The following is an 18,047-nucleotide window of genomic DNA, read 5'->3' as shown; positions in this document are numbered from 1 at the left end:
CTTACCTCGATATCTGCAAGACAGGCGTTAAACTGTGGCGGTGCCAGCAGCTTTGATGCGGAACAATATCGCATAAAATACGGGCACTGCCACCAGTGTCAATACGGTCGCAAACGCCAAACCGCCCATAATTGTGACTGCCATGCTGGCAAAAAATGCATCTGACAACAGTGGAATCATACCCAGAATGGTTGTCGCCGCCGCCAGGAACACGGGACGCAGACGACTTACCGAGGCATCAACAACCGCCTTAAAGTCATCCTTGCCCTCTTCCCGCTGTGCATCGATTTCGTCTACCAGGACAATTGCGTTTTTCATCAGCATGCCCGAAAGACTCAACAGGCCCAACAAGGCAGTGAAGCTGAAAGGCAGATTGCTGAGCAACAGTCCTGCCACCACACCGCAGACCGACATTGGCACAACCAGCCAGATGATCAGCGGCTGGCGTACCTTGCCAAAGATGAGCACGGATATGATAAGCATCGACAGGAAGCTTAATGGCAGCTGAGCACCCAGCGAAGCCTGTGCTTCGCTTGAAGCCTCAAACTCACCACCCCAGGTTAATGTGTAACCCGGCGGCAGAGGGATAGCCTCAATATGTGGCCTCACCTGTCGCAGTACCTCATCAGCCGTTTTACCCATGACCGGGTCTGCCAGGACTGAAATCGTCCTTGCCCTGTCCCGGCGGATAATCATGGTTTCTTCGGCATCTGTGGTGAACTGGTCGACTACCTGCGTGATAGGCACGTAACGCTGCTCGCCACTGCTCCATACCAGCCGCTCCTGAAATCGCTCTACGGCCAGCCGCTCCTGATCCGGCGGCCGGATGATGATAGGCACCCTTTCATCACCCTCGCGGTATGATCCTGCACGCACACCTGTGCTGGCAAACTCCAGCGTCTGCGCCAGATCGCTGCGGGCCACACCGGCAAGACGCGCTCTCTCATCGTTGAATTGCGGTGCGATGACCAGTTCGCGCTGGTACCAGTTGTGCCGCAGATCGATAACATCGGGATCCTGCGAAAGCACTGTGATTGCCTCATCTGCCAGCCGCCGCAATTCGCGCGGGTCTGGACCGCTGAAACGCGCTTCCAGTTTGGCACCGGCGCCAGGTCCGAATACCAGGCGTCGCGTACGGATATCTGCCGCTGGGTATTGTTGAGCAAGGTCAGTGCGAATCAGGGCTGTCAGATCATCTATCACATCACGGCTTTCGGTGCGGACAATCAAGTGGCCGTAAGAATCATCAGGCTGCTCGGGCTCATAGGTCAGCATGAAGCGTGAGGCACCCTGCCCCACAAAGCTGGCGACACTCTCTACCCCTTGCAGTGCCAGTACCTGTTCGTCCAGCCGTGCAGTATCACGAGCCGTGGCCCGGATATCGCTGCCCTGCGGCAGTCTGTAATCAACAAAAAAGATCGGCGTGTTGGAATCGGGGAAAAACGCCTGTTTGACTGACCCGAAACCCCAATAACTGACTACTGTGATCAGCAGCAAAGCAAGCACAGTGACAGCCCGCATGGCCAGTGTCGTATGCAGAATGCGACGGTACAGGGCGTAGAACAGGCCACGATACGGATCGGCCCCTGAATCACCACCGCCTTTGACCTTCAGCAAATAGTCCCCGAACAGAGGTGTGACGGTGACAGCCAGCAGCCAGCTCAGCAACAGTGAAATACCGATCACGGCGAACAATGAGAACAGGAACTCTCCCGTGGTGTCCTGGGACAGGCCGATACCGGAAAACGCCATGATACCGATCAGGGTCGCACCCAGAAGCGGCCACTGAGTACGTACCGCGGCTTCGCTGGCGGCCTTGTGGGCTTTCATGCCACGTTGCATATTGATCAGCATGCCTTCGGCAATAACGATGGCGTTATCAACCAGCATCCCCATAGCAATAATCAATGCGCCCAGCGAGATACGCTCCATCTCGATGTTAAAGATGCGCATGAAAAACACGGTACCAAGGACGGTCAGTAACAGTGTCAGGCCCACGACCAGCCCTACTCGCCAACCCATGAACAGGCAAAGCACGCCGACAACAATGGCAACGGACATTGCGAGATTAACGATGAAGGCGTTGATAGCCTCATCAACGACAATGTGCTGTTCATAAATTGGGTGGAGTTCAACACCCAGCGGAATCTGGGTCTGCAATTCGGACAGTTTGGCTGACACTGCCTGCCCTACTTCAACAATATTGGCATCAGCAATGCCGGCAACTGCCAGTGTAAAGGCATCCTGGCCATTAAAACGGATGGGCTGATCAGGGATTTCCTGAGCCTCGCGGCTAACCGACGCCATGTCCACCAGACTGATCTGATCGGTGCTGCCAGGTCGCCCGATCCGCAAAGATTCGATATTGGCCACGCTGTCGAACCCAGGCGAGTTGGCGATCCGAACGTTCAAGTCCCCTATTCTCGCGGCCCCAGCCGGCTGAACCGCATTCTCGGACTCGATGCTGTTGATGACCTGCGACAACGGAATACCGGAGCTGATCAGCTTGTCGTTGGGTACTTCCACGTAAATGGCTTCGTTGGGCAGGCCACGAATTTCAACCTTGGCGACACCATTGACGGTCAGTAATTCCCGTCGTAAAAATCTCGATATGTCACGTACTTCTCTGATTGTGTAACCATCAGCGGTTACGGCGTAGAAAATACCAAAAACATCACTGAAGTCATCGTTGACAATGCTCGGTCCGGCACCTTCTGGCAGGCTGCGCTGAAAATCATTCACCTTGCGGCGCAGCTCATCCCATATCTGAGGTATCTGCTCGCCGGTATAAGTATCCTGGATCTCGACAGTTATCTCAGAACGGCCGGGCGTCGATTTGGAGCGAATACGTTTCAATTGGCCGAGCTGCTGGATGGCGGACTCCAGGTGTTCGGTGACTTCCTGTTCAACTTCCCTGGCAGTCGCGCCCGGATAAGGTGTGACCACAACTGCCTGCTTCAGGGTGAAGGCAGGATCCTCGAGTCGCCCGACAGTTTCGATACCCCACCAGCCGCCCAGCAGCAGAACAATAATCAGCAGCCAGGTATTAACCGGCTTTTCAATAGCATAGCGCGCAAAGTCCATGTAATACGTCCTTCTTAGCGCACAGAAACGTAAGGAGTCACTCGCATGCCATCACGTAACAGATGCGCACCCGCGGTCACAATCTGTTCACCGATCTGTACGCCCGACTCAATCTCTACGCGCTCTGAACCCAGTGTGCCTACCGTCACAGTTCGCGGTGAGACCTGTGCTGTCTGCTGATCGTAAACCCACAGACGGAATGATCCATCTGCCGCAGTATCCAGTGCTGCGACGGGCACGGTGATCAGGTCCGGCATAGCACCCTGACGGGATGTGACAATCACAGTGGCAGTCATGCCGGGCAATGCCCCGGGCGCCTCACTGCGATCCAGTGCAAAACTGATGGGATAAGTCTGAGTCACAGGATCCGCTTCTGTAGCGTGTTCACGGTATTCCAGCTCAAATGACTGCCCCGGATATGCAGAAAGCTGGGCTACAACGCTGAAACGCTCAGGCGTCTGCAGCACACTCATGAGACTCTCCGGAACCGAGATGTTGACACGGAGCTCGGTGACATCCTGCACTCTGACAACCTCGGTGCCCGCCTGAACTTGAGTAAACGAGTCGACCAGGCGGCGCGTTACCAGCGCGTCAAATGGCACCTCGATGCTGGCATAGCCCAGGTTTCGCTCTGCGGCTGCGAGAGCCAGCCGTCGCATCTCCAGATCCGCCAGGGCCCGGTCGTAAGTTGCCTGCGGGATAGCGCCATTATTCAGCATCTGCTGATTTCGCTGATGGTCCAGCTCGGACAGCTCAAGTGCTACCTGCGCTTCGCGTACGGCCCGCTCGTAGTCCGTCTTGTCCAGTTCGGCAATCAGATTACCAGCGGGCACGATGCTGCCTTCCTGCACAGGCATGTTGACGATGCGGCCTCCCACCTGGAACGACAGATCGACGGTGCTCGACGCCGCCACACGACCAACAAAGCGGCGCTCCGCGTATGCCGGCCCTGCTGTGATTGTTTCTACCCGGGCAGTGCGCAGGGTATCACCGGGCGCCTGCTCGGCTGTCGATTCCTGACATGCCTGTAAGGTCGCCATAAGCGCTACTGCGCCCACGATTGTCATCAATCCACGTGCAGCCGGACTTCTCATAATGCTTCCTCGGATATCTGCATAAGTTTCTGAAATAATCTGTTTTTTTCGCTCTGACTGTAGGGCGCAAGACCGAGAATGGCGTGAAAGATCAAACCCTCGGCGGCCAGCCAGAGAATCGTCGCCATATCGGGATCACTGCTCTCGTTTTGCAGCCGCTGATAGTATTCAGCGAGCGTTTCCTTAACGGGTGTCATCAACTCTGGCTTGTGCGCAGAGGCTGCCAACAGCGAAAGATAGACTCCCGGGTCTGCCACCTCGTGACAGGCGTTTGCGCCAAGCATGGCTTTCAGACAGGCATTGGGTTCACCGGCCAGACTTTTTTCCTCAGAATCCATCATGGCCTTGTGCTGTTCCAACAGACGATCAAGCATGCCAGCCAGCAAGGCATCCTTATTGGGAAAGTTATAAAGCAGGCCGCCCTTGCTCATGCCACACTCGCAGGCCACCTTGTCCAGGGTCAGATTGCCCGCCCCTTCTTTGCCGGCAACACGCTGCGCGGCGTCCAATATATTGTCACGTGGGTTTGCTTTTGACTCACTCATTTCTTTACCGTCTGGATGGTACAGTAGATGAGGCGAGCTTAACAGAAATGTGTTACCTAAAGCAACACGCTACCTGATAGGTAATCAGGATCGAAGGAAGGTATTATTCAGACGAACCATCTTGCGCAGGCTGATTCCCCGGCGCAGCGTCCGCCCGCGTCGCGATTGTCAAATCCCTTTCCGACGGCATGGATTTGATGTGCAGGTCCCGCTGTGGATAGGGGATGGTGATACCGGCTTTCTTGAATGCGCGCCAGATGGCCACATTGATATCCGATCTTACCGGCATGAAGCCATTGACCGGATCAGCGATCCAGACTCTGACTTCCAGACAGATTCCATTGTCTCCAAACTCTGTCAGCCTGACCGTGGGCGGCGGGTTTTCAAGTACACGTTCAGAGGCTGTTGCACATTCCAGCATCAGCTGCATGGCCTCCTCCGGATCGTCCTCGTAACTGATCTGTACCGGCACAGACACCCGCACATTGGGATCCGCATAACTCCAGTTGATCACTTCCGAGGTAATCAGATTCTCATTGGGAATCAGGGTATCCACGCCTTCACGGTTGCGAACCACGATATAGCGGGCTTTTAATTCCTGCACCCAGCCAAACTTTTCACCCACCGTGATGACGTCGCCGGGCTTGATTGAGCGATCCAGGACCAGTATGAATCCACTGATAAAGTTTGAGGCAATCTGCTGCAGGCCAAAGCCCAGACCCACACCGAGTGCTCCGCCAAAAATGGCCAGGGAACTCAGGTTGATACCAACCGCGTTCAAGGCCAGCAGAAAGGCAAGGGTCAGCAACAGGAAACGGCTGAACTTATTGATGCCCACCTGCATGCTGAGAGACATCCCCGGCATCCGCGCCACCTGGTGGTTGATAAGCTCCGAAAGCCATATGGCGAGAATGAAGGCCAAAACCACAATGAGCAGAAGCTGTAGCGTTGACAGCAGCGTAATGCGGGTTTCTCCCATCGTGAATGCCATGCTGTCGAGCATTGACAATACCGTTGGCAACCAGCCCATCAGGTGCATGATCACAACTGACCAGACCAGCAATACCAGTAGATTCTCCGATGAATGCAGCAGTGGATTTTGCGAGAAGGACTTGCGCAGAATGTAGACACACAGGCGGATCAGAGCCAGGGCAGCCAGGATGGGTACAACGACATCCAGGATTGTGGTTGGCAGCTGATAGTTTCTAAGGATGCCGGTGCCCACCAGAATCAGGCCAAGTGCGGTCAATGGCCAGACAATGCGCTGTGCGGCACGGACTGCAATATGTCGCAGACCACTGCTTTGTGTGTTGTTCTGTTCCAGCCGCTGTTGAAGCCGGACATTTATCAGGGCAGAAAGGCAGGCCGCAATAGCCAGGATCAAAAACTGCCACCAGTATTCTGGATTCTGCAGAATCACGATAATCTGCTGGAAACGATCCTGTAGCAGCTGCAGCATGGACAGTGGCCTGTTTTTAGGTAATTAATAGTTATTGTTCACAAGCATAACTATCATCTCCCGGCAAATACAACGAAAATAGCGGACCATGAAATCACCACATCCCTTGTTTGACACGCTGGAGAGCATGCCCAACCCCTGGCGTGAACCACCAGTGCTCAGCCCGGACCTCCTGGCTTCCTGCAAAAAACCATTACCCGAAAGTGCCGCAGATGACTTCCGTTTCGCCAGCGAGTTTCTATACAGCTATCGTGGCAGTCCCGACACCTTCACCGCTTATCGCCGCGAGCTGGAGCATTTTCTGCAATGGATGTGGCTGGTTGCCGGCCTGTCTCTGCCTGAGATCCAGCGCGAACACCTGGAGTCTTATGTCGAGTTCTCTCGTCAGCCCCCGGATAACTGGATAGGCCAGAAGCAGGTGCCGCGCTTTTTAGACAGGCAGGGACAAAGAGTGGCCAATCCTGACTGGCGCCCCTATCAGACTGCAGCAGACCAGCCTTACTCCCTTTCTCAATCAGCGCTGCAGGCCAAGTTCTCGGTACTGAGCAGCTTTTTTAATTATCTGGTGCAGGAAAACCGCCTCAAGGCCAACCCGGTCGCCCGTATTCGCCAGAAAGGCAAATTTCTGCGCAAACGTCAGGGACAGGACAAGATTCGTCGCTTATCCCAGATACAGTGGGATGTGGTCATTGAATGTGCCGAAGAGATGGCACAACAGGAGCCGGAAGTTCATGAACGCACCTTATTCGTGATGAGCGCCCTGTTTGCCATGTATCTCAGGGTCTCGGAACTGGTGGAGACCGAACGCTGGATACCACAGATGGGACACTTTCAACGCGATCTGGAGGGCAACTGGTGGTTCCTGACGGTTGGCAAGGGCAACAAGGAAAGAGAAGTTTCTGTCAGTGATGATATGTTGCGCGCACTGCGTCGATATCGCGAATCACGCGGGCTGTCCTCCCTGCCGCTGCCCGGCGAGTCTACGCCACTTATTCACAAGACCCGTGGCAAGGGTGGCATCACCAGTACGCGCCAGATACGCGGCATTGTGCAAAAATGTTTTGACCGCGCTGAAGCAAAGCTCCGCGAAGAAGGGTCTGTAGAAGAAGCAGAACGATTGGCCGAGGCAACCGTGCACTGGTTACGTCATACCGGCATTTCAGAGGATGTTAAATACCGCCCCCGGGAACACGTCCGGGATGACGCCGGCCACGGTTCCAGTGCGATTACTGATCGCTACATTGATGTCGAACGCGCAGAGCGCCATGCATCAGCCCGTCACAAACGGGTGAAGCCGTGACTTTTAGTCACAGCAGCGACCTTGACAGCGCCCGGCTAAACGTAATATCAAGGATGAACAAACCGCTCCAGTATTGCGAGGTATGACGTTGAGTACTACTAACACCATAGTGAGCCAAGTGAATCGAGACTACACACCCGTTCGCAGTGCTGACACCGGAGGTGTCGGCTGGTTCGGCTCTGAGCGCATTAACCTCGCACGGGCTGTCCGCCGGGTGTTCAGCAGCGCTTTGATTGGCCTGATGGCCACTGGCGCCTGGGCGCAGGAAGAGGCACAGCCAACGGCTGAGCCCCAACCTGCTGCCGTTGAGGCGCCGTTGGAAGTTGCGACGCCCGAACCGTCAGCGCTGGACAACATTCCGCTTGATGTAGACGTGCTGTACCAGGAAATGGCGCCTGCTGTCATTTATGGCCGCACCGCCATTGAACTGCTGCGCGAACTGGAAACCAAGCATTACTCGCCGGTCGTATTTGACGACGGCTTCAGCGTTGAACTTTATGATCACTACATTGAAGCCCTCGACGGCCAGAAGCTGTACTTTAATGCCAGCGACATCCAGCAGCTCAGCGCGTACCGTGACACGCTTGATGATTCCCTCAAGAACGGTGATCTGCAGCCAGCCTACGAAATCTATAACCTATACCATCGACGCGTCCTCGAACGTCTGGTGTGGACCGTCAATTTTGTAGAGAACGAGCTGGGTTCACTGGATTACAGCGTTGAAGAGTATCTCGAGATAGATCGTGAGGACGCTGCATGGGCCTCAGACACAGCATCGCTCGATGATCTGTGGCGACAGCGTATCAAGAGCAGCGCACTCAGTCTGTCACTAACTGGCATGGAACCCGATCTGATTGAGGAACGTCTCAGCAAACGTTACAGAAACCAGCTGAATCAGGTCGCCAAAACCAACGATCGTGATGTGTTTCAGGCCTATCTGGCAACTGTGGCGCGCACCGTGGACCCTCATACCAGCTACTTCTCTCCGCGAGACTCAGAAACTTTCAACATGGGCCTGCGTGGCTCACTGCAGGGAATCGGCGCGCAGCTGACGTCAGAAGATGAGTACACCAAAGTCGCCGAACTGATCAAGGGTGGCCCGGCTGAGCGTGGCGGAGAGCTGAAGGCTGGCGATCGCATCATCGGTATCGCGCAGGGTGAAGAAGGTGAAATGCAGGACGTCATCGGTCTGCGCCTGGATGATGTAGTTGACCAGATTCGCGGTGAAGAAGGTACAACCATCCGTCTGAATGTCATTCCGGCAGCGGCAACCAGTGAAGCGGCAGCCCGCGAGATCGTGATCGTACGCGATACCGTAGAGCTTTCAGAGCAATTCGCGAAAAGCGAGGTCATTGAGGTCGAGGTTCAGGACGACATTTACCGCGTTGGCGTGATTACCCTGCCCTCGTTCTACTTTGACTTCGAAGCGGCTGCAGCCGGTCTTCCAAACTACAGAAGTTCTGCCCGCGATGTACGCGCTCTGCTCGAAGAGCTGAAAGAGGACAACGTCGAAGCCGTGGTTGTTGACCTGCGCTACAATGGCGGTGGTTCGTTGAATGAAGCCAATGAACTGGTGGGCCTGTTCATTGATTCGGGTCCGACTGTGCAGATTCGATACTCCGGTCAGCGCAACGGTTTTGTTCGCTCTTATGGCGATGCGGACCAGGAGATCGTATACGACGGTCCGCTGGCTGTGCTCGTGAACCGTGCCAGCGCATCTGCATCAGAAATTTTTGCGGGCGCCATTCAGGACTACCAGCGTGGCGTTGTACTTGGCGGCCAGACCTTCGGTAAAGGCACCGTGCAGGAAATCATTCCGATGAACTATGGTCAGGTGAAACTCACCAGATCCAAGTTCTATCGTATTTCCGGTGCCAGCACGCAGCACCGGGGTGTACTGCCGGATATCGAGTTCCCGGACCGTTATCAGGCCATCGAAACCATGGGTGAAAGCAATCTGGACGGCGCTCTGCCCTGGGACACCGTCCGCCCTGTAGAGTATCGATCTTACAATGACCTGCGCGGCATCATGCCAGAACTGCAAGCCAGACACGAAGCCCGTGCGGCCGAAGATCCTGACTTCGTTTATCTGGAGGACGCCGTTCAGCGCATGATCGACGTGCGTCAGCGCAAAACCATCCCGCTGCAGCGTGAAGAACTGAAGTCGCAGCGCGAGGCTGATCGCCGAGCAGAATTTGAAGCGAACAATCAGCGCCTGCAGGCCAAAGGACTGCCTCTGGAAGAATGGCGCGACCTCGAGTCAGATTCAGAAGCTGAAGACGAAATCGCTGCTGTTGAAGAGGAAGAGTCTGAAGAAGAGCGCGAAGAAGATGATCCACTGCTGATGGAAAGCGGCCGCATCCTGGTCGACATGGCGGAGCTGCTGGGCAACCCGATGGCTGCTGCATTCCCAGCCGACGCTACCCGCTCGGCGGCACGTGTCGATTCAGAGCAGATGGATTCACTTCCCGGCACTCTGTAAAGAAATTCAATTTGTATAATGCAATCGGCCCGGGTCAGATTCTGACCCGGGCCGATTGCATTTCAGGGAAGTTATTATGTCTCGATCAGGGACGCATTAGGGGCGTCGGTAAGCCTGGGACTGCTTGTGCACAATCGTTTCAAGATCACCCATGGCCACGTTGGCATCAATCAGGTGAAGTCCCCAACCAGCGTTCACACTGCCATCGGGATTCATTACGTCACCGGATATTTCGTCGGTTCTGGCATCATCTGGATCGGCATTAACGGTCACCTGCAGGTAGTTAAAGCCGTTGTTACTGACGCATTCTCCAGTCAGCAACCCGGGAACACTGACAAATGGCGTATGAATTACAACGCCATTATCTGTCCATGGGGACGGACCCGTCGAAGAGAATCCCTCGGCAGCATTGTTGCTCAGGTAAGCATGCAACTCGTTGCTGCCCTTGGCCAGTTGCGCCGGATTGGTGCAGGCAGCCTCTGTGCCCTGACCACCCCGGCCAAACAGAGCTGTTGCCGGTGGCGGAACTTCTTCACGGAACGACGCATAGGTAATCACACAACCGATCTGATCTCCGGTCTCACACAGCGGCAGCTCCTTGAAAGTACCGCCTACCAGTTCACCCTCGGGCACCTGCACATTGCTGCCCAAAATCATCGCCGAAATGATCTGGTTCTGTACCGGCGTACCTTCGATTTCATCGGCTATCATCCGGCTCAGAACGCCAGCACCCTGTGAGTGGCCAACCAGGACTACACCACGGCCGTCGTTGTGGTTTTCAAGGTAGTAGTTCCAGGCGTTCAGTACATCGTTGTAACCCAGGTTTCTATCCGGGCGCATATCGCTGCCGCCGGACATACCAGCTCTAAGTGCGGTCAAAGTCACTTGACGATAAAGAGGTGCGAAAGTCCGACACTGCGAGCCAAGACGTGCGAACTGACTCCGCACCACGTTGTATTCCTCTGGCCCAGCAACCATATCACTGTTGGCACCGGCATCCTGGGATACAGTCGGGTAGACATAAAAACAGTCAATCGGTGCCAGTGGATCAGATGTCCACGGCTCCAGATGAATATTGCCATCTGCTTCCACGATGGTTGTACTCATGTCGACCGCACAGGCGCGTGGGTTGTCCGGTCGGCAGAGCCAGTTGGACGAATTTGAATAATCAATGGCCTCGGCGCCTGACTGAGCGTGCGCAGCTGAGACTCCCAGTACACCGCCCAGCGCCGCGCCTGCCAGCCACAGGTGCCCGGCGACGTGTTTTCTCAAAATCATTTTGTTTCCCCCAATTGTGTTTTCCAGATTGGCAAACCGGAGTCAGCATAGATGATTCGTTCATCTCGTCACAAGGCGAAACTGGTGTTAAAGTGTTTGTTTACGACAAAACGAATAACAGGCGGTAACTTTCCGGATGACTTCCCAGCAAACGCCCCCGTCCCTGATGGTTTGCGTACTCCCATTACTGTTGCTGTTCACCCTGCTCGGATATAACGTGGCTGTTTATGGCGACGATTCACTGAGCGGAGCCAACCAGGCGGCGCTGATTGCCGCTGCCGCCCTGGCCGCCGCCCTCGGCCTTTTACAGGGCACGTCCTGGCAGCGAATCCAGGACTTCATTATTGACAATATCAAGGCCGCCACGCTGGCCATCCTGATTCTGTTGATGGTGGGTGCGCTGACCGGCAGCTGGCTTGTCAGTGGCATCGTACCAGCGATGATTTATTATGGCCTGGAGATCTTCAATCCCTCATTTTTTATCGCCAGTGCCTGCCTGTTGACTGCACTGGCCGCGGTTGTGATTGGCAGTTCCTGGTCTACATCAGCCACGCTGGGTGTGGCGTTGATGAGCATCGGGCACGCCATGGGTATCAATCCGGGCCTGGTAGCCGGTGCACTGATTTCTGGTGCGTATTTCGGCGACAAAATGTCGCCACTGTCAGACACGACCAACCTGGCGTCCGGGGTTGCCGGCGTCGACTTGTTTACTCACATACGATACCTGGCACTGACGGCATTTCCTTCGATACTGCTTACCTTGCTGATATACCTTGTGGTGGGCTGGTTTGCCGGCGGCGAAGCAGCCGATACCAGCAACACAGCCATTTACCAGCAATTAATCAGCGAGAAATTTACACTGAACCCACTTCTACTGCTGGTTCCGGCAGGTGTCATATTTCTGATCATCAAAAAAGTTGCAGCCCTGCCCGCACTGTTTATGGGTGTCCTGGCAGGTCTGATCTGTGCCTTCGTGTTTCAACAGCCCTTACTTGCTGAACTGTCTGCCGCCACAGGCGGCACTTACCAGACGCTGATGCAGGCTATTTACGGCGATACAGCGATACCCACTGGCAATGCCATTCTGGATGATCTACTCAGTACCGGTGGTATGGCGGGCATGCTTTACACCATCTGGCTGATTCTCTCCGCGATGATTTTTGGTGGCGCTATGGAAGCCTCCGGTTTCCTGGCCAGAATCACGAACGCGCTTATCAGTCGCGTAAAGTCGGCAGCAGGACTTGTCACGGCGACAGGCGCAACCTGTATGGTCACCAACGTGTCGGCATCGGATCAGTACCTTTCCATCGTCGTGCCAGGCCGAATGTTCACGCAGGCCTACCAGCAAGCCAATCTGGCGCCGCAGAACCTCAGCAGAACACTTGAAGATACTGGTACCGTGACATCGGTTCTGGTTCCCTGGAATACATGTGGCGCCTATCATGCTGGCGTACTCGGCGTTGCAACCCTGTCCTATGCTCCCTGGGCTCTGTTCTGTCTGATCAGCCCATTAATGACGCTGGCGTTTGCCTGGTTCAGGATTCGTATCGTAAAAACCGAACCCGAATCCGAGCAGATGGCCGCCGCCTGAAACCGGCAAGAGTAAATGACCCTAAGGTGATTCAATGAAAACAAACTGTATCCGTCTGGCGATCTCTCGTTTTTCAGCATCACGCCCCACCCTGCATGGCTCTGCATATCTAATGCTGGCAGCACCACTCGCAGTATTGCCTTCCCTGGCATCTGCCGATGATGCGGCCCTGCATCAAATCGCAGTCAGTCCCTCAGCAGAGAGAATTGAACGTGACATCACCACACTGGCCGGCTTCGGTACACGTCATACATTATCGGAAACTGACTCAGACACGCGCGGAATTGGCGCCGCCCGCCGTTGGCTGAAAGCAGAGTTCGACAGTATTTCAGAAGCCTGTGGCGGTTGCCTTGAGGTGTTTTATGTGAGTGATGTGGTATCTGGCACTGCACGGGTACCGGATCCCGTAGAGGTCGTCAATGTTGTGGCGATTCAGCGCGGTACTCGTGATACCAACCGTTTTGTCATGATGAGTGGTGATATCGACAGTCGGGTCTCCGACATCATGAATTACACGGACGATGCCCCCGGGGCAAACGACAACGCATCGGGGCTGGCTGGAACGCTCGAAGCAGCTCGGGTGCTGACGCAGTATGAGTTCCCCGGATCGATCATCTACACCGGACTATCGGGTGAAGAACAGGGACTTAATGGCGGCGCCATTCTTGCTGAATATGCCCTTGAGCAAGGCTGGGACATCCAGGCTGTCATCAACAACGACATGATAGGCAACAGCCAGGGCATCAATGGTGTTGTCAATAACACGACAGCGCGCGTGTTTTCAGAAGGCACCCGCTACGTTGAGACCGAAGATGAAGCCCGTCAACGTCGCTTCCAGGGAGGTGAGGTCGACTCTGCGTCGCGCAATCTGGCCCGCTACATCGACCTGATGGCTGACCTGTACATACCCAATCTCGATGTCATGATGATTTACCGACTGGACAGATTCGGTCGTGGCGGCCATCACCGCCCGTTTAATGAAGTCGGCTTCCCGGCCGTCCGCATCATGGAAACCAATGAACATTACCATTGGCAGCATCAGGATATTCGTGTTGAAAATGGCATTGCCTATGGCGATGTTCTGGAGCATGTGGACTTCGACTACGCAGCCAAACTGACCGCACTTAATGCTGTGACCCTGGCTGCCATGGCCTGGGCACCGGCACCTCCTGCAGATGTAAGCATCAGTGGTCAGGTGAGTCCGGATACCACACTCAGCTGGAGCAAAGTGCCAGGAGCCGCTCAATATCGCGTACACTGGCGACTGACCACCGAACCGCAATGGACCTATTCGCGTCTGGTTGGAGATGTCTCAGAGTTTACGCTGGAGAATATTGTCATCGATAACTACTTCTTCGGCGTCTCCAGTGTGTCGGAGACTGGCGTGCAGAGTCCCGTTGTATTCCCGGGTCCCGCTGGCGCGTTCTGAGTAACTGACTGACCAGTCTTCAGCCAGTCAGTTACACAGCCGCCTTATCTAATCAGTCGTACACCACGTTGCGGATCACCGCGTAAAAATCACTCACACCGCGCCGGAAGACCGCTTCCGGTACGCGTTCATCATTGCCATGCACGCCGGTATGTTCGCCCTGGTCAGTAATCATGGGATTAAATCCGTAACTGATGATTCCCAGGTCGCGAGTGAAGTGACTGTCGGTAAATCCGGTGCTGACAGAAGGCAGCACACGCGAGCCAGGGTGCAACTCTCCTGTGACACTTTCAATAGCACGATACAGCCGCGAATTTGTTGTGGAGATGGCGGGCGTGAACGCCATGATGACCTCAACTTCCACGCCACTTTCTGACACCAGTGTCTCCAGTTCGCTGACAAACTGTGCCGCAGGTTTGTCTGGCAGGATACGGCAATCCAGCTCAGCCCAGGCCGTTGGCGGTACCACATTGATCTTGTTCGAACCTTCGAAACGGGTCATGGAGCACGTGTCCCGTGTCAGTGCATGATGGCCGGGACGCTCAGCATGCAGGCGCTGCATGAAGTCGGGATCATTAATTGCCGATGCGAGATTCGCGTAGGCCGCGCGCCACTCGGATGTCATGTTCACTGACAGGCCGGCAAAATATTCCTGTACTGGCGGAATCACCCGCGGTGGGAAGGGATTTTCCATCAGCGTATTCAGCGCCTGAACAATTCGGGTGACCGAACTGGTAACTCTGGGTGACGAGCCGTGCCCGGGCTCATCGATGGCCGTAAGGCGTAACCACACGGGTACCTTTTGCGTAACTTCCACGCCGAAGGTGACATCGTCTTCGATGCGTGATCCACCGCCGCCCTCATTGAGCAGGATGCCAACTCCTTCAAAAATCTCAGGGTGATTGTCTATCAGCCAGCCGACACCAAATTCCCCACCGGCCTCTTCATCGGCAGTCGCCAGGAAAATGACATCCCGATTCAGCGGCAGGCCGGACCGGTGAAGCTCCAGGAATGCGACCAGGTGTGCAATGCCCAGACCTTTCATGTCGCGCGTCCCGCGGCCGTAAATGTAGCCATCGCTGATATCGCCAGATAGCGGATCAAATGACCAGAATTCACGGTCTGCCGGCACAACATCGGTATGCTGCAGGAGAATCAGGCCGGGTTCGTCTCCACCCGGTATACGGGCCCAGATATTGCCTCGGCCGGGGGCGCTTTCGGCGGTCTCATACTCAATGCCCTCGGCTTCAAATATCTGCGCGTAAAAATCTACCGCACGGTATTCATTGCCTGGCGGGTTTATCGTGTCGATCCTTACAAATTCCTGCAACCATTGCACAGCCTGCGATTCAAGCGCATTTTGCGCGCTGACCGTGCCACTTAACAATAATGCACCTGCCAGTGCCAGGCTATGTTTAACCCACTTGATCTTCATCATGGCCTCCGCTTGTCAGCGTGATAGAGTGAGAGAGTCCAGAGAACAACTCTGCGTTTCATTTGTTTCATGTATTCAAGGTGATTCCGATCATGACATCTGTAACCATAAATCTCCATATCTCCAATGCATTACCTCACGGCAATCAGGCACATAGCCAGGATATCCTGTCCCTGTGGCAGGACGTCGCGGCCTTCTTTCGCGAGCGCCCCTTTCGTGCCAGTGGTGACACCGCAGATAACGAACAGGACTATCAGGTGACATTTGACGCTGGCGCAGTGGTTGATCTGATGGATCAGGCACTGCGCCACAGCGGCAGCTTTGATCGTTATCGCGAGGCCATGGGCCACGAAGTTACTCCGCCTTTTGGTGTCGATGTCAGTGTCACATTAAGCGCCCGGGACACCATTACAGAAAGGGACGGATACGGCGTAGCCACTGTCTTTCTGCAGCAACTGGTACTGGCCGCCAACATCTGTGTGCCTGGTGCCATCCAACTGCTTGGAACGTGGTTCAACGGTGATGGCGCCGCACACTACGAAGCGCAGACATACGATTCGCACCTGCTGCATGGCGCGCATCAGGCGGCGGCTCTGAATGAATGGCCGAAACTGGAAACGCTGCCCTTCAGTCAGGTGTGGGGCTGGCTTGAAAAAACCGAGTCGAGCAGCACACACACCGCCCTAAAGGATATCAACAAAGCCCTGTTCACCTTCCTGAAGGTGGCACAGCAGCGCCAGGAATACAGCGCCCGCACGGTCATGCTGGTCGCCTATTTGCTGGAAACCTTGCTGGCCTGCCGGCCATCAGGTCTTCAGAGTCGGCTCGGCGCGCGCCTGCGCACGATACTGGGATCCATTCCGGAAGGCGCAGACTGTGTTCGGGAGCTGCAGGAGATTCGTGACAACCTGTTCCTTGCCAGCCAGCCGGTTCATCGCCCCCCGCTTTTGGGCAGCAGAGGCACTGAAACGACAGCTACGCAGCCAGGGCAACACAACAGCGTTGTTGAGGGAGGCATGGCCATTACTCTGGCCCTTCTTCAGGATCTGGTGAAGCATGAGGCATTGAGCTATCAGTTCACTGAACAATGGAGTCGCAAGTGATACTGACTCTCACCATGAGCCCTGCCGTGGACATGTTTGCCGTCACTGAGCAGTTTTTTCATGACAGTAAAACACGTTGCCAGATCACCCGGCACCTACCTGGAGGTGGCGGCATCAACGTCGCTCGCAATCTCCGGCGCATGGGCATCAGCACAACGGCTGTTTTCCCGGCCGGAGGCTTCCACGGTGAGTTGCTTTCAAAACTGCTGGAGGAGGATGGCCAAAGCTGTCTGCGCGTCTCAGTAACGCATGAGACGACTCAAAACATCGTGCTCGATGAAAAAGCCACCGGCCTTGCATTGCATCTAGTGTTTCCGGGTGCCCGTCTCGAAAAGGATGAATGGCTGGCCTGCCAGAAAGCCATTCGTGACTTCAGCCCCCAGCCACAACTGCTGGTCATCAGTGGGTCCCTGCCTCCTTCTGTACCTGATTCATTTTTTGCCGAGCTTGTTGAGCAATGCCATGAGCGCAACCTCCGGGTCGTGCTCGACACCTCAGGTAATCCCTTGCGCCTGGCTCTCGCCAAAGGAGTCCATCTGGTAAAACTGAACCGCGAAGATTTCTCCGCGCTTGGATACGATGGAGGCGAGTCACCCGCTGAGAGACTGCCAGCGCTCAAGACAATGCTGGCTGAAGGAATGGCAGACCACATGGTGCTGACACTTGGCCCCAATGGCGCGATGCTGGCCAGCCGTGACGGGCTGCACCTGCATGCAAGGCCACCCAGTGTCGAGGTAGTCAGCCATGCAGGAGCTGGTGATGCTTTCGTGTCGGTCATGACCTGCAAGCTCTATCAGGGCCAGCCCGTGCGTGAGGCGTTTGCTTATGGTGTGGCCGCAGCAGCGGCAGCGATCAGCACACCTGGCAACCAGCTTGAGGATATGGATTGGCTCGAGCAGGTCCGTGAGGGTACGGTGATTACCGAACACTGACCGTGCATGACGCAAGGTGTCGAACTCTGGCGTTCAAATCTCTCCCCGCTGCTGGGCAGTGGCGAAACTAATGACGTCGGAGGATAGCATTGTGGTGCGAGGAAACTTTAAATGGCGGAGGGGGAGGATTGATTGCAAACAGCCTGTAGGCTGTTTACAACCCCTGCTTCGCAGAAGCCGGGGCTTTGCGCTGGCGCGCTCGTCGCACCTTGCTGCGCAAGGTGTCGAACTCTTACGTTCAAATCTCTCCCCGCTGCTGGGCAGTGGCGAAACTAATGACGTCGGAGGATAGCATTGTGGTGCGAGGAAACTTTA

General features: G+C 55.3%; 12 protein-coding genes. 6 read left to right on the top strand and 6 right to left on the bottom strand.

The window, feature by feature from the left end; translation table 11 throughout:
• Positions 1 to 27: 27 nt before the first annotated feature.
• The 4 genes from QGM61_RS04770 to QGM61_RS04755 all read right to left on the bottom strand — a co-directional run bounded on the left by QGM61_RS04770 (position 28) and on the right by QGM61_RS04755 (position 6,182).
• Positions 28 to 3,084 carry an efflux RND transporter permease subunit gene (locus QGM61_RS04770; RefSeq protein ID WP_281132178.1) on the bottom strand — a complete coding sequence of 1,019 codons (3,057 nt, stop codon included), beginning with the start codon at positions 3,082 to 3,084 and terminating at the stop codon, positions 28 to 30.
• A 14-nt stretch (positions 3,085 to 3,098) separates the two neighbouring features.
• The gene (locus tag QGM61_RS04765; protein WP_237134136.1) at positions 3,099 to 4,178 is read right to left on the bottom strand and encodes an efflux RND transporter periplasmic adaptor subunit; all 1,080 of its coding nucleotides are present in this window, start codon (positions 4,176 to 4,178) and stop codon (positions 3,099 to 3,101) included.
• On the bottom strand, positions 4,175 to 4,723 hold the full coding sequence (locus tag QGM61_RS04760; protein WP_237134137.1) for a TetR/AcrR family transcriptional regulator: 549 nt from the start codon (positions 4,721 to 4,723) through the stop codon (positions 4,175 to 4,177). The genes QGM61_RS04765 and QGM61_RS04760 overlap by 4 nt, the downstream gene beginning before the upstream one ends.
• Before the next feature lie 103 nt (positions 4,724 to 4,826).
• Positions 4,827 to 6,182 carry a mechanosensitive ion channel family protein gene (locus QGM61_RS04755; protein WP_281132177.1) on the bottom strand — a complete coding sequence of 452 codons (1,356 nt, stop codon included), beginning with the start codon at positions 6,180 to 6,182 and terminating at the stop codon, positions 4,827 to 4,829.
• Positions 6,183 to 6,270: 88 nt separating this feature from the next.
• On the opposite strand from QGM61_RS04755, the gene QGM61_RS04750 reads away from it, so the two are divergent.
• Together QGM61_RS04750 and QGM61_RS04745 are read left to right on the top strand one after the other, a co-directional pair.
• Complete coding sequence (locus tag QGM61_RS04750; protein ID WP_281132176.1) at positions 6,271 to 7,482, top strand: tyrosine-type recombinase/integrase; 1,212 nt, start codon at positions 6,271 to 6,273, stop codon at positions 7,480 to 7,482.
• An 88-nt stretch (positions 7,483 to 7,570) separates the two neighbouring features.
• The gene (locus tag QGM61_RS04745; protein ID WP_281132175.1) at positions 7,571 to 9,964 is read left to right on the top strand and encodes a carboxy terminal-processing peptidase; all 2,394 of its coding nucleotides are present in this window, start codon (positions 7,571 to 7,573) and stop codon (positions 9,962 to 9,964) included.
• Positions 9,965 to 10,060: 96 nt separating this feature from the next.
• On the opposite strand, the gene QGM61_RS04740 is transcribed toward QGM61_RS04745, so the two are convergent.
• Positions 10,061 to 11,242: a DUF3089 domain-containing protein gene (locus QGM61_RS04740; RefSeq protein WP_281132174.1), complete on the bottom strand. Its 1,182-nt coding sequence runs from the start codon at positions 11,240 to 11,242 to the stop codon at positions 10,061 to 10,063.
• Positions 11,243 to 11,378: 136 nt separating this feature from the next.
• Between QGM61_RS04740 and nhaC the strand changes: the two genes are divergently transcribed.
• Both nhaC and QGM61_RS04730 read left to right on the top strand, forming a co-directional pair.
• The gene (nhaC, locus tag QGM61_RS04735) at positions 11,379 to 12,833 is read left to right on the top strand and encodes a Na+/H+ antiporter NhaC (protein ID WP_281132173.1); all 1,455 of its coding nucleotides are present in this window, start codon (positions 11,379 to 11,381) and stop codon (positions 12,831 to 12,833) included.
• Between the two features lie 34 nt (positions 12,834 to 12,867).
• The gene (locus QGM61_RS04730) at positions 12,868 to 14,262 is read left to right on the top strand and encodes a M28 family metallopeptidase (RefSeq protein ID WP_317622139.1); all 1,395 of its coding nucleotides are present in this window, start codon (positions 12,868 to 12,870) and stop codon (positions 14,260 to 14,262) included.
• A 52-nt stretch (positions 14,263 to 14,314) separates the two neighbouring features.
• On the opposite strand, the gene QGM61_RS04725 is transcribed toward QGM61_RS04730, so the two are convergent.
• Entirely contained in the window at positions 14,315 to 15,700 is a 1,386-nt protein-coding gene (locus QGM61_RS04725; RefSeq protein WP_281132172.1) for a M20/M25/M40 family metallo-hydrolase, read from the bottom strand.
• Positions 15,701 to 15,789: 89 nt separating this feature from the next.
• On the opposite strand from QGM61_RS04725, the gene QGM61_RS04720 reads away from it, so the two are divergent.
• A complete protein-coding gene (locus QGM61_RS04720; RefSeq protein WP_281132171.1) occupies positions 15,790 to 16,800 on the top strand; it encodes a hypothetical protein in 1,011 nt (336 codons plus the stop codon).
• A complete protein-coding gene (locus tag QGM61_RS04715) occupies positions 16,797 to 17,732 on the top strand; it encodes a 1-phosphofructokinase family hexose kinase (protein ID WP_281132170.1) in 936 nt (311 codons plus the stop codon). The genes QGM61_RS04720 and QGM61_RS04715 overlap by 4 nt, the downstream gene beginning before the upstream one ends.
• Positions 17,733 to 18,047: the final 315 nt, after the last annotated feature.

Source organism: Pseudohongiella sp. SYSU M77423 (assembly GCF_029911965.1).
In the GTDB taxonomy this organism is placed as follows: Bacteria; Pseudomonadota; Gammaproteobacteria; order Pseudomonadales; family Pseudohongiellaceae; genus Pseudohongiella.
Note: the sequence above shows the minus strand (reverse complement) of the source record. Positions and strands in the feature narration are given on the sequence as shown.

Bases quoted from the DNA above. Each gene is read 5' to 3' on its own strand.
- QGM61_RS04720 (WP_281132171.1), top strand. From the start codon at position 15,790: ATGACATCTGTAACCATAAATCTCCATATCTCCAATGCATTACCTCAC.
- QGM61_RS04755 (WP_281132177.1), bottom strand. From the start codon at position 6,182: ATGCTGCAGCTGCTACAGGATCGTTTCCAGCAGATTATCGTGATTCTG.
- QGM61_RS04770 (WP_281132178.1), bottom strand. From the start codon at position 3,084: ATGGACTTTGCGCGCTATGCTATTGAAAAGCCGGTTAATACCTGGCTG.
- QGM61_RS04765 (WP_237134136.1), bottom strand. From the start codon at position 4,178: ATGAGAAGTCCGGCTGCACGTGGATTGATGACAATCGTGGGCGCAGTA.
- QGM61_RS04750 (WP_281132176.1), top strand. From the start codon at position 6,271: ATGAAATCACCACATCCCTTGTTTGACACGCTGGAGAGCATGCCCAAC.
- QGM61_RS04760 (WP_237134137.1), bottom strand. From the start codon at position 4,723: ATGAGTGAGTCAAAAGCAAACCCACGTGACAATATATTGGACGCCGCG.
- QGM61_RS04740 (WP_281132174.1), bottom strand. From the start codon at position 11,242: ATGATTTTGAGAAAACACGTCGCCGGGCACCTGTGGCTGGCAGGCGCG.
- QGM61_RS04730 (WP_317622139.1), top strand. From the start codon at position 12,868: ATGAAAACAAACTGTATCCGTCTGGCGATCTCTCGTTTTTCAGCATCA.
- nhaC (WP_281132173.1), top strand. From the start codon at position 11,379: ATGACTTCCCAGCAAACGCCCCCGTCCCTGATGGTTTGCGTACTCCCA.
- QGM61_RS04725 (WP_281132172.1), bottom strand. From the start codon at position 15,700: ATGATGAAGATCAAGTGGGTTAAACATAGCCTGGCACTGGCAGGTGCA.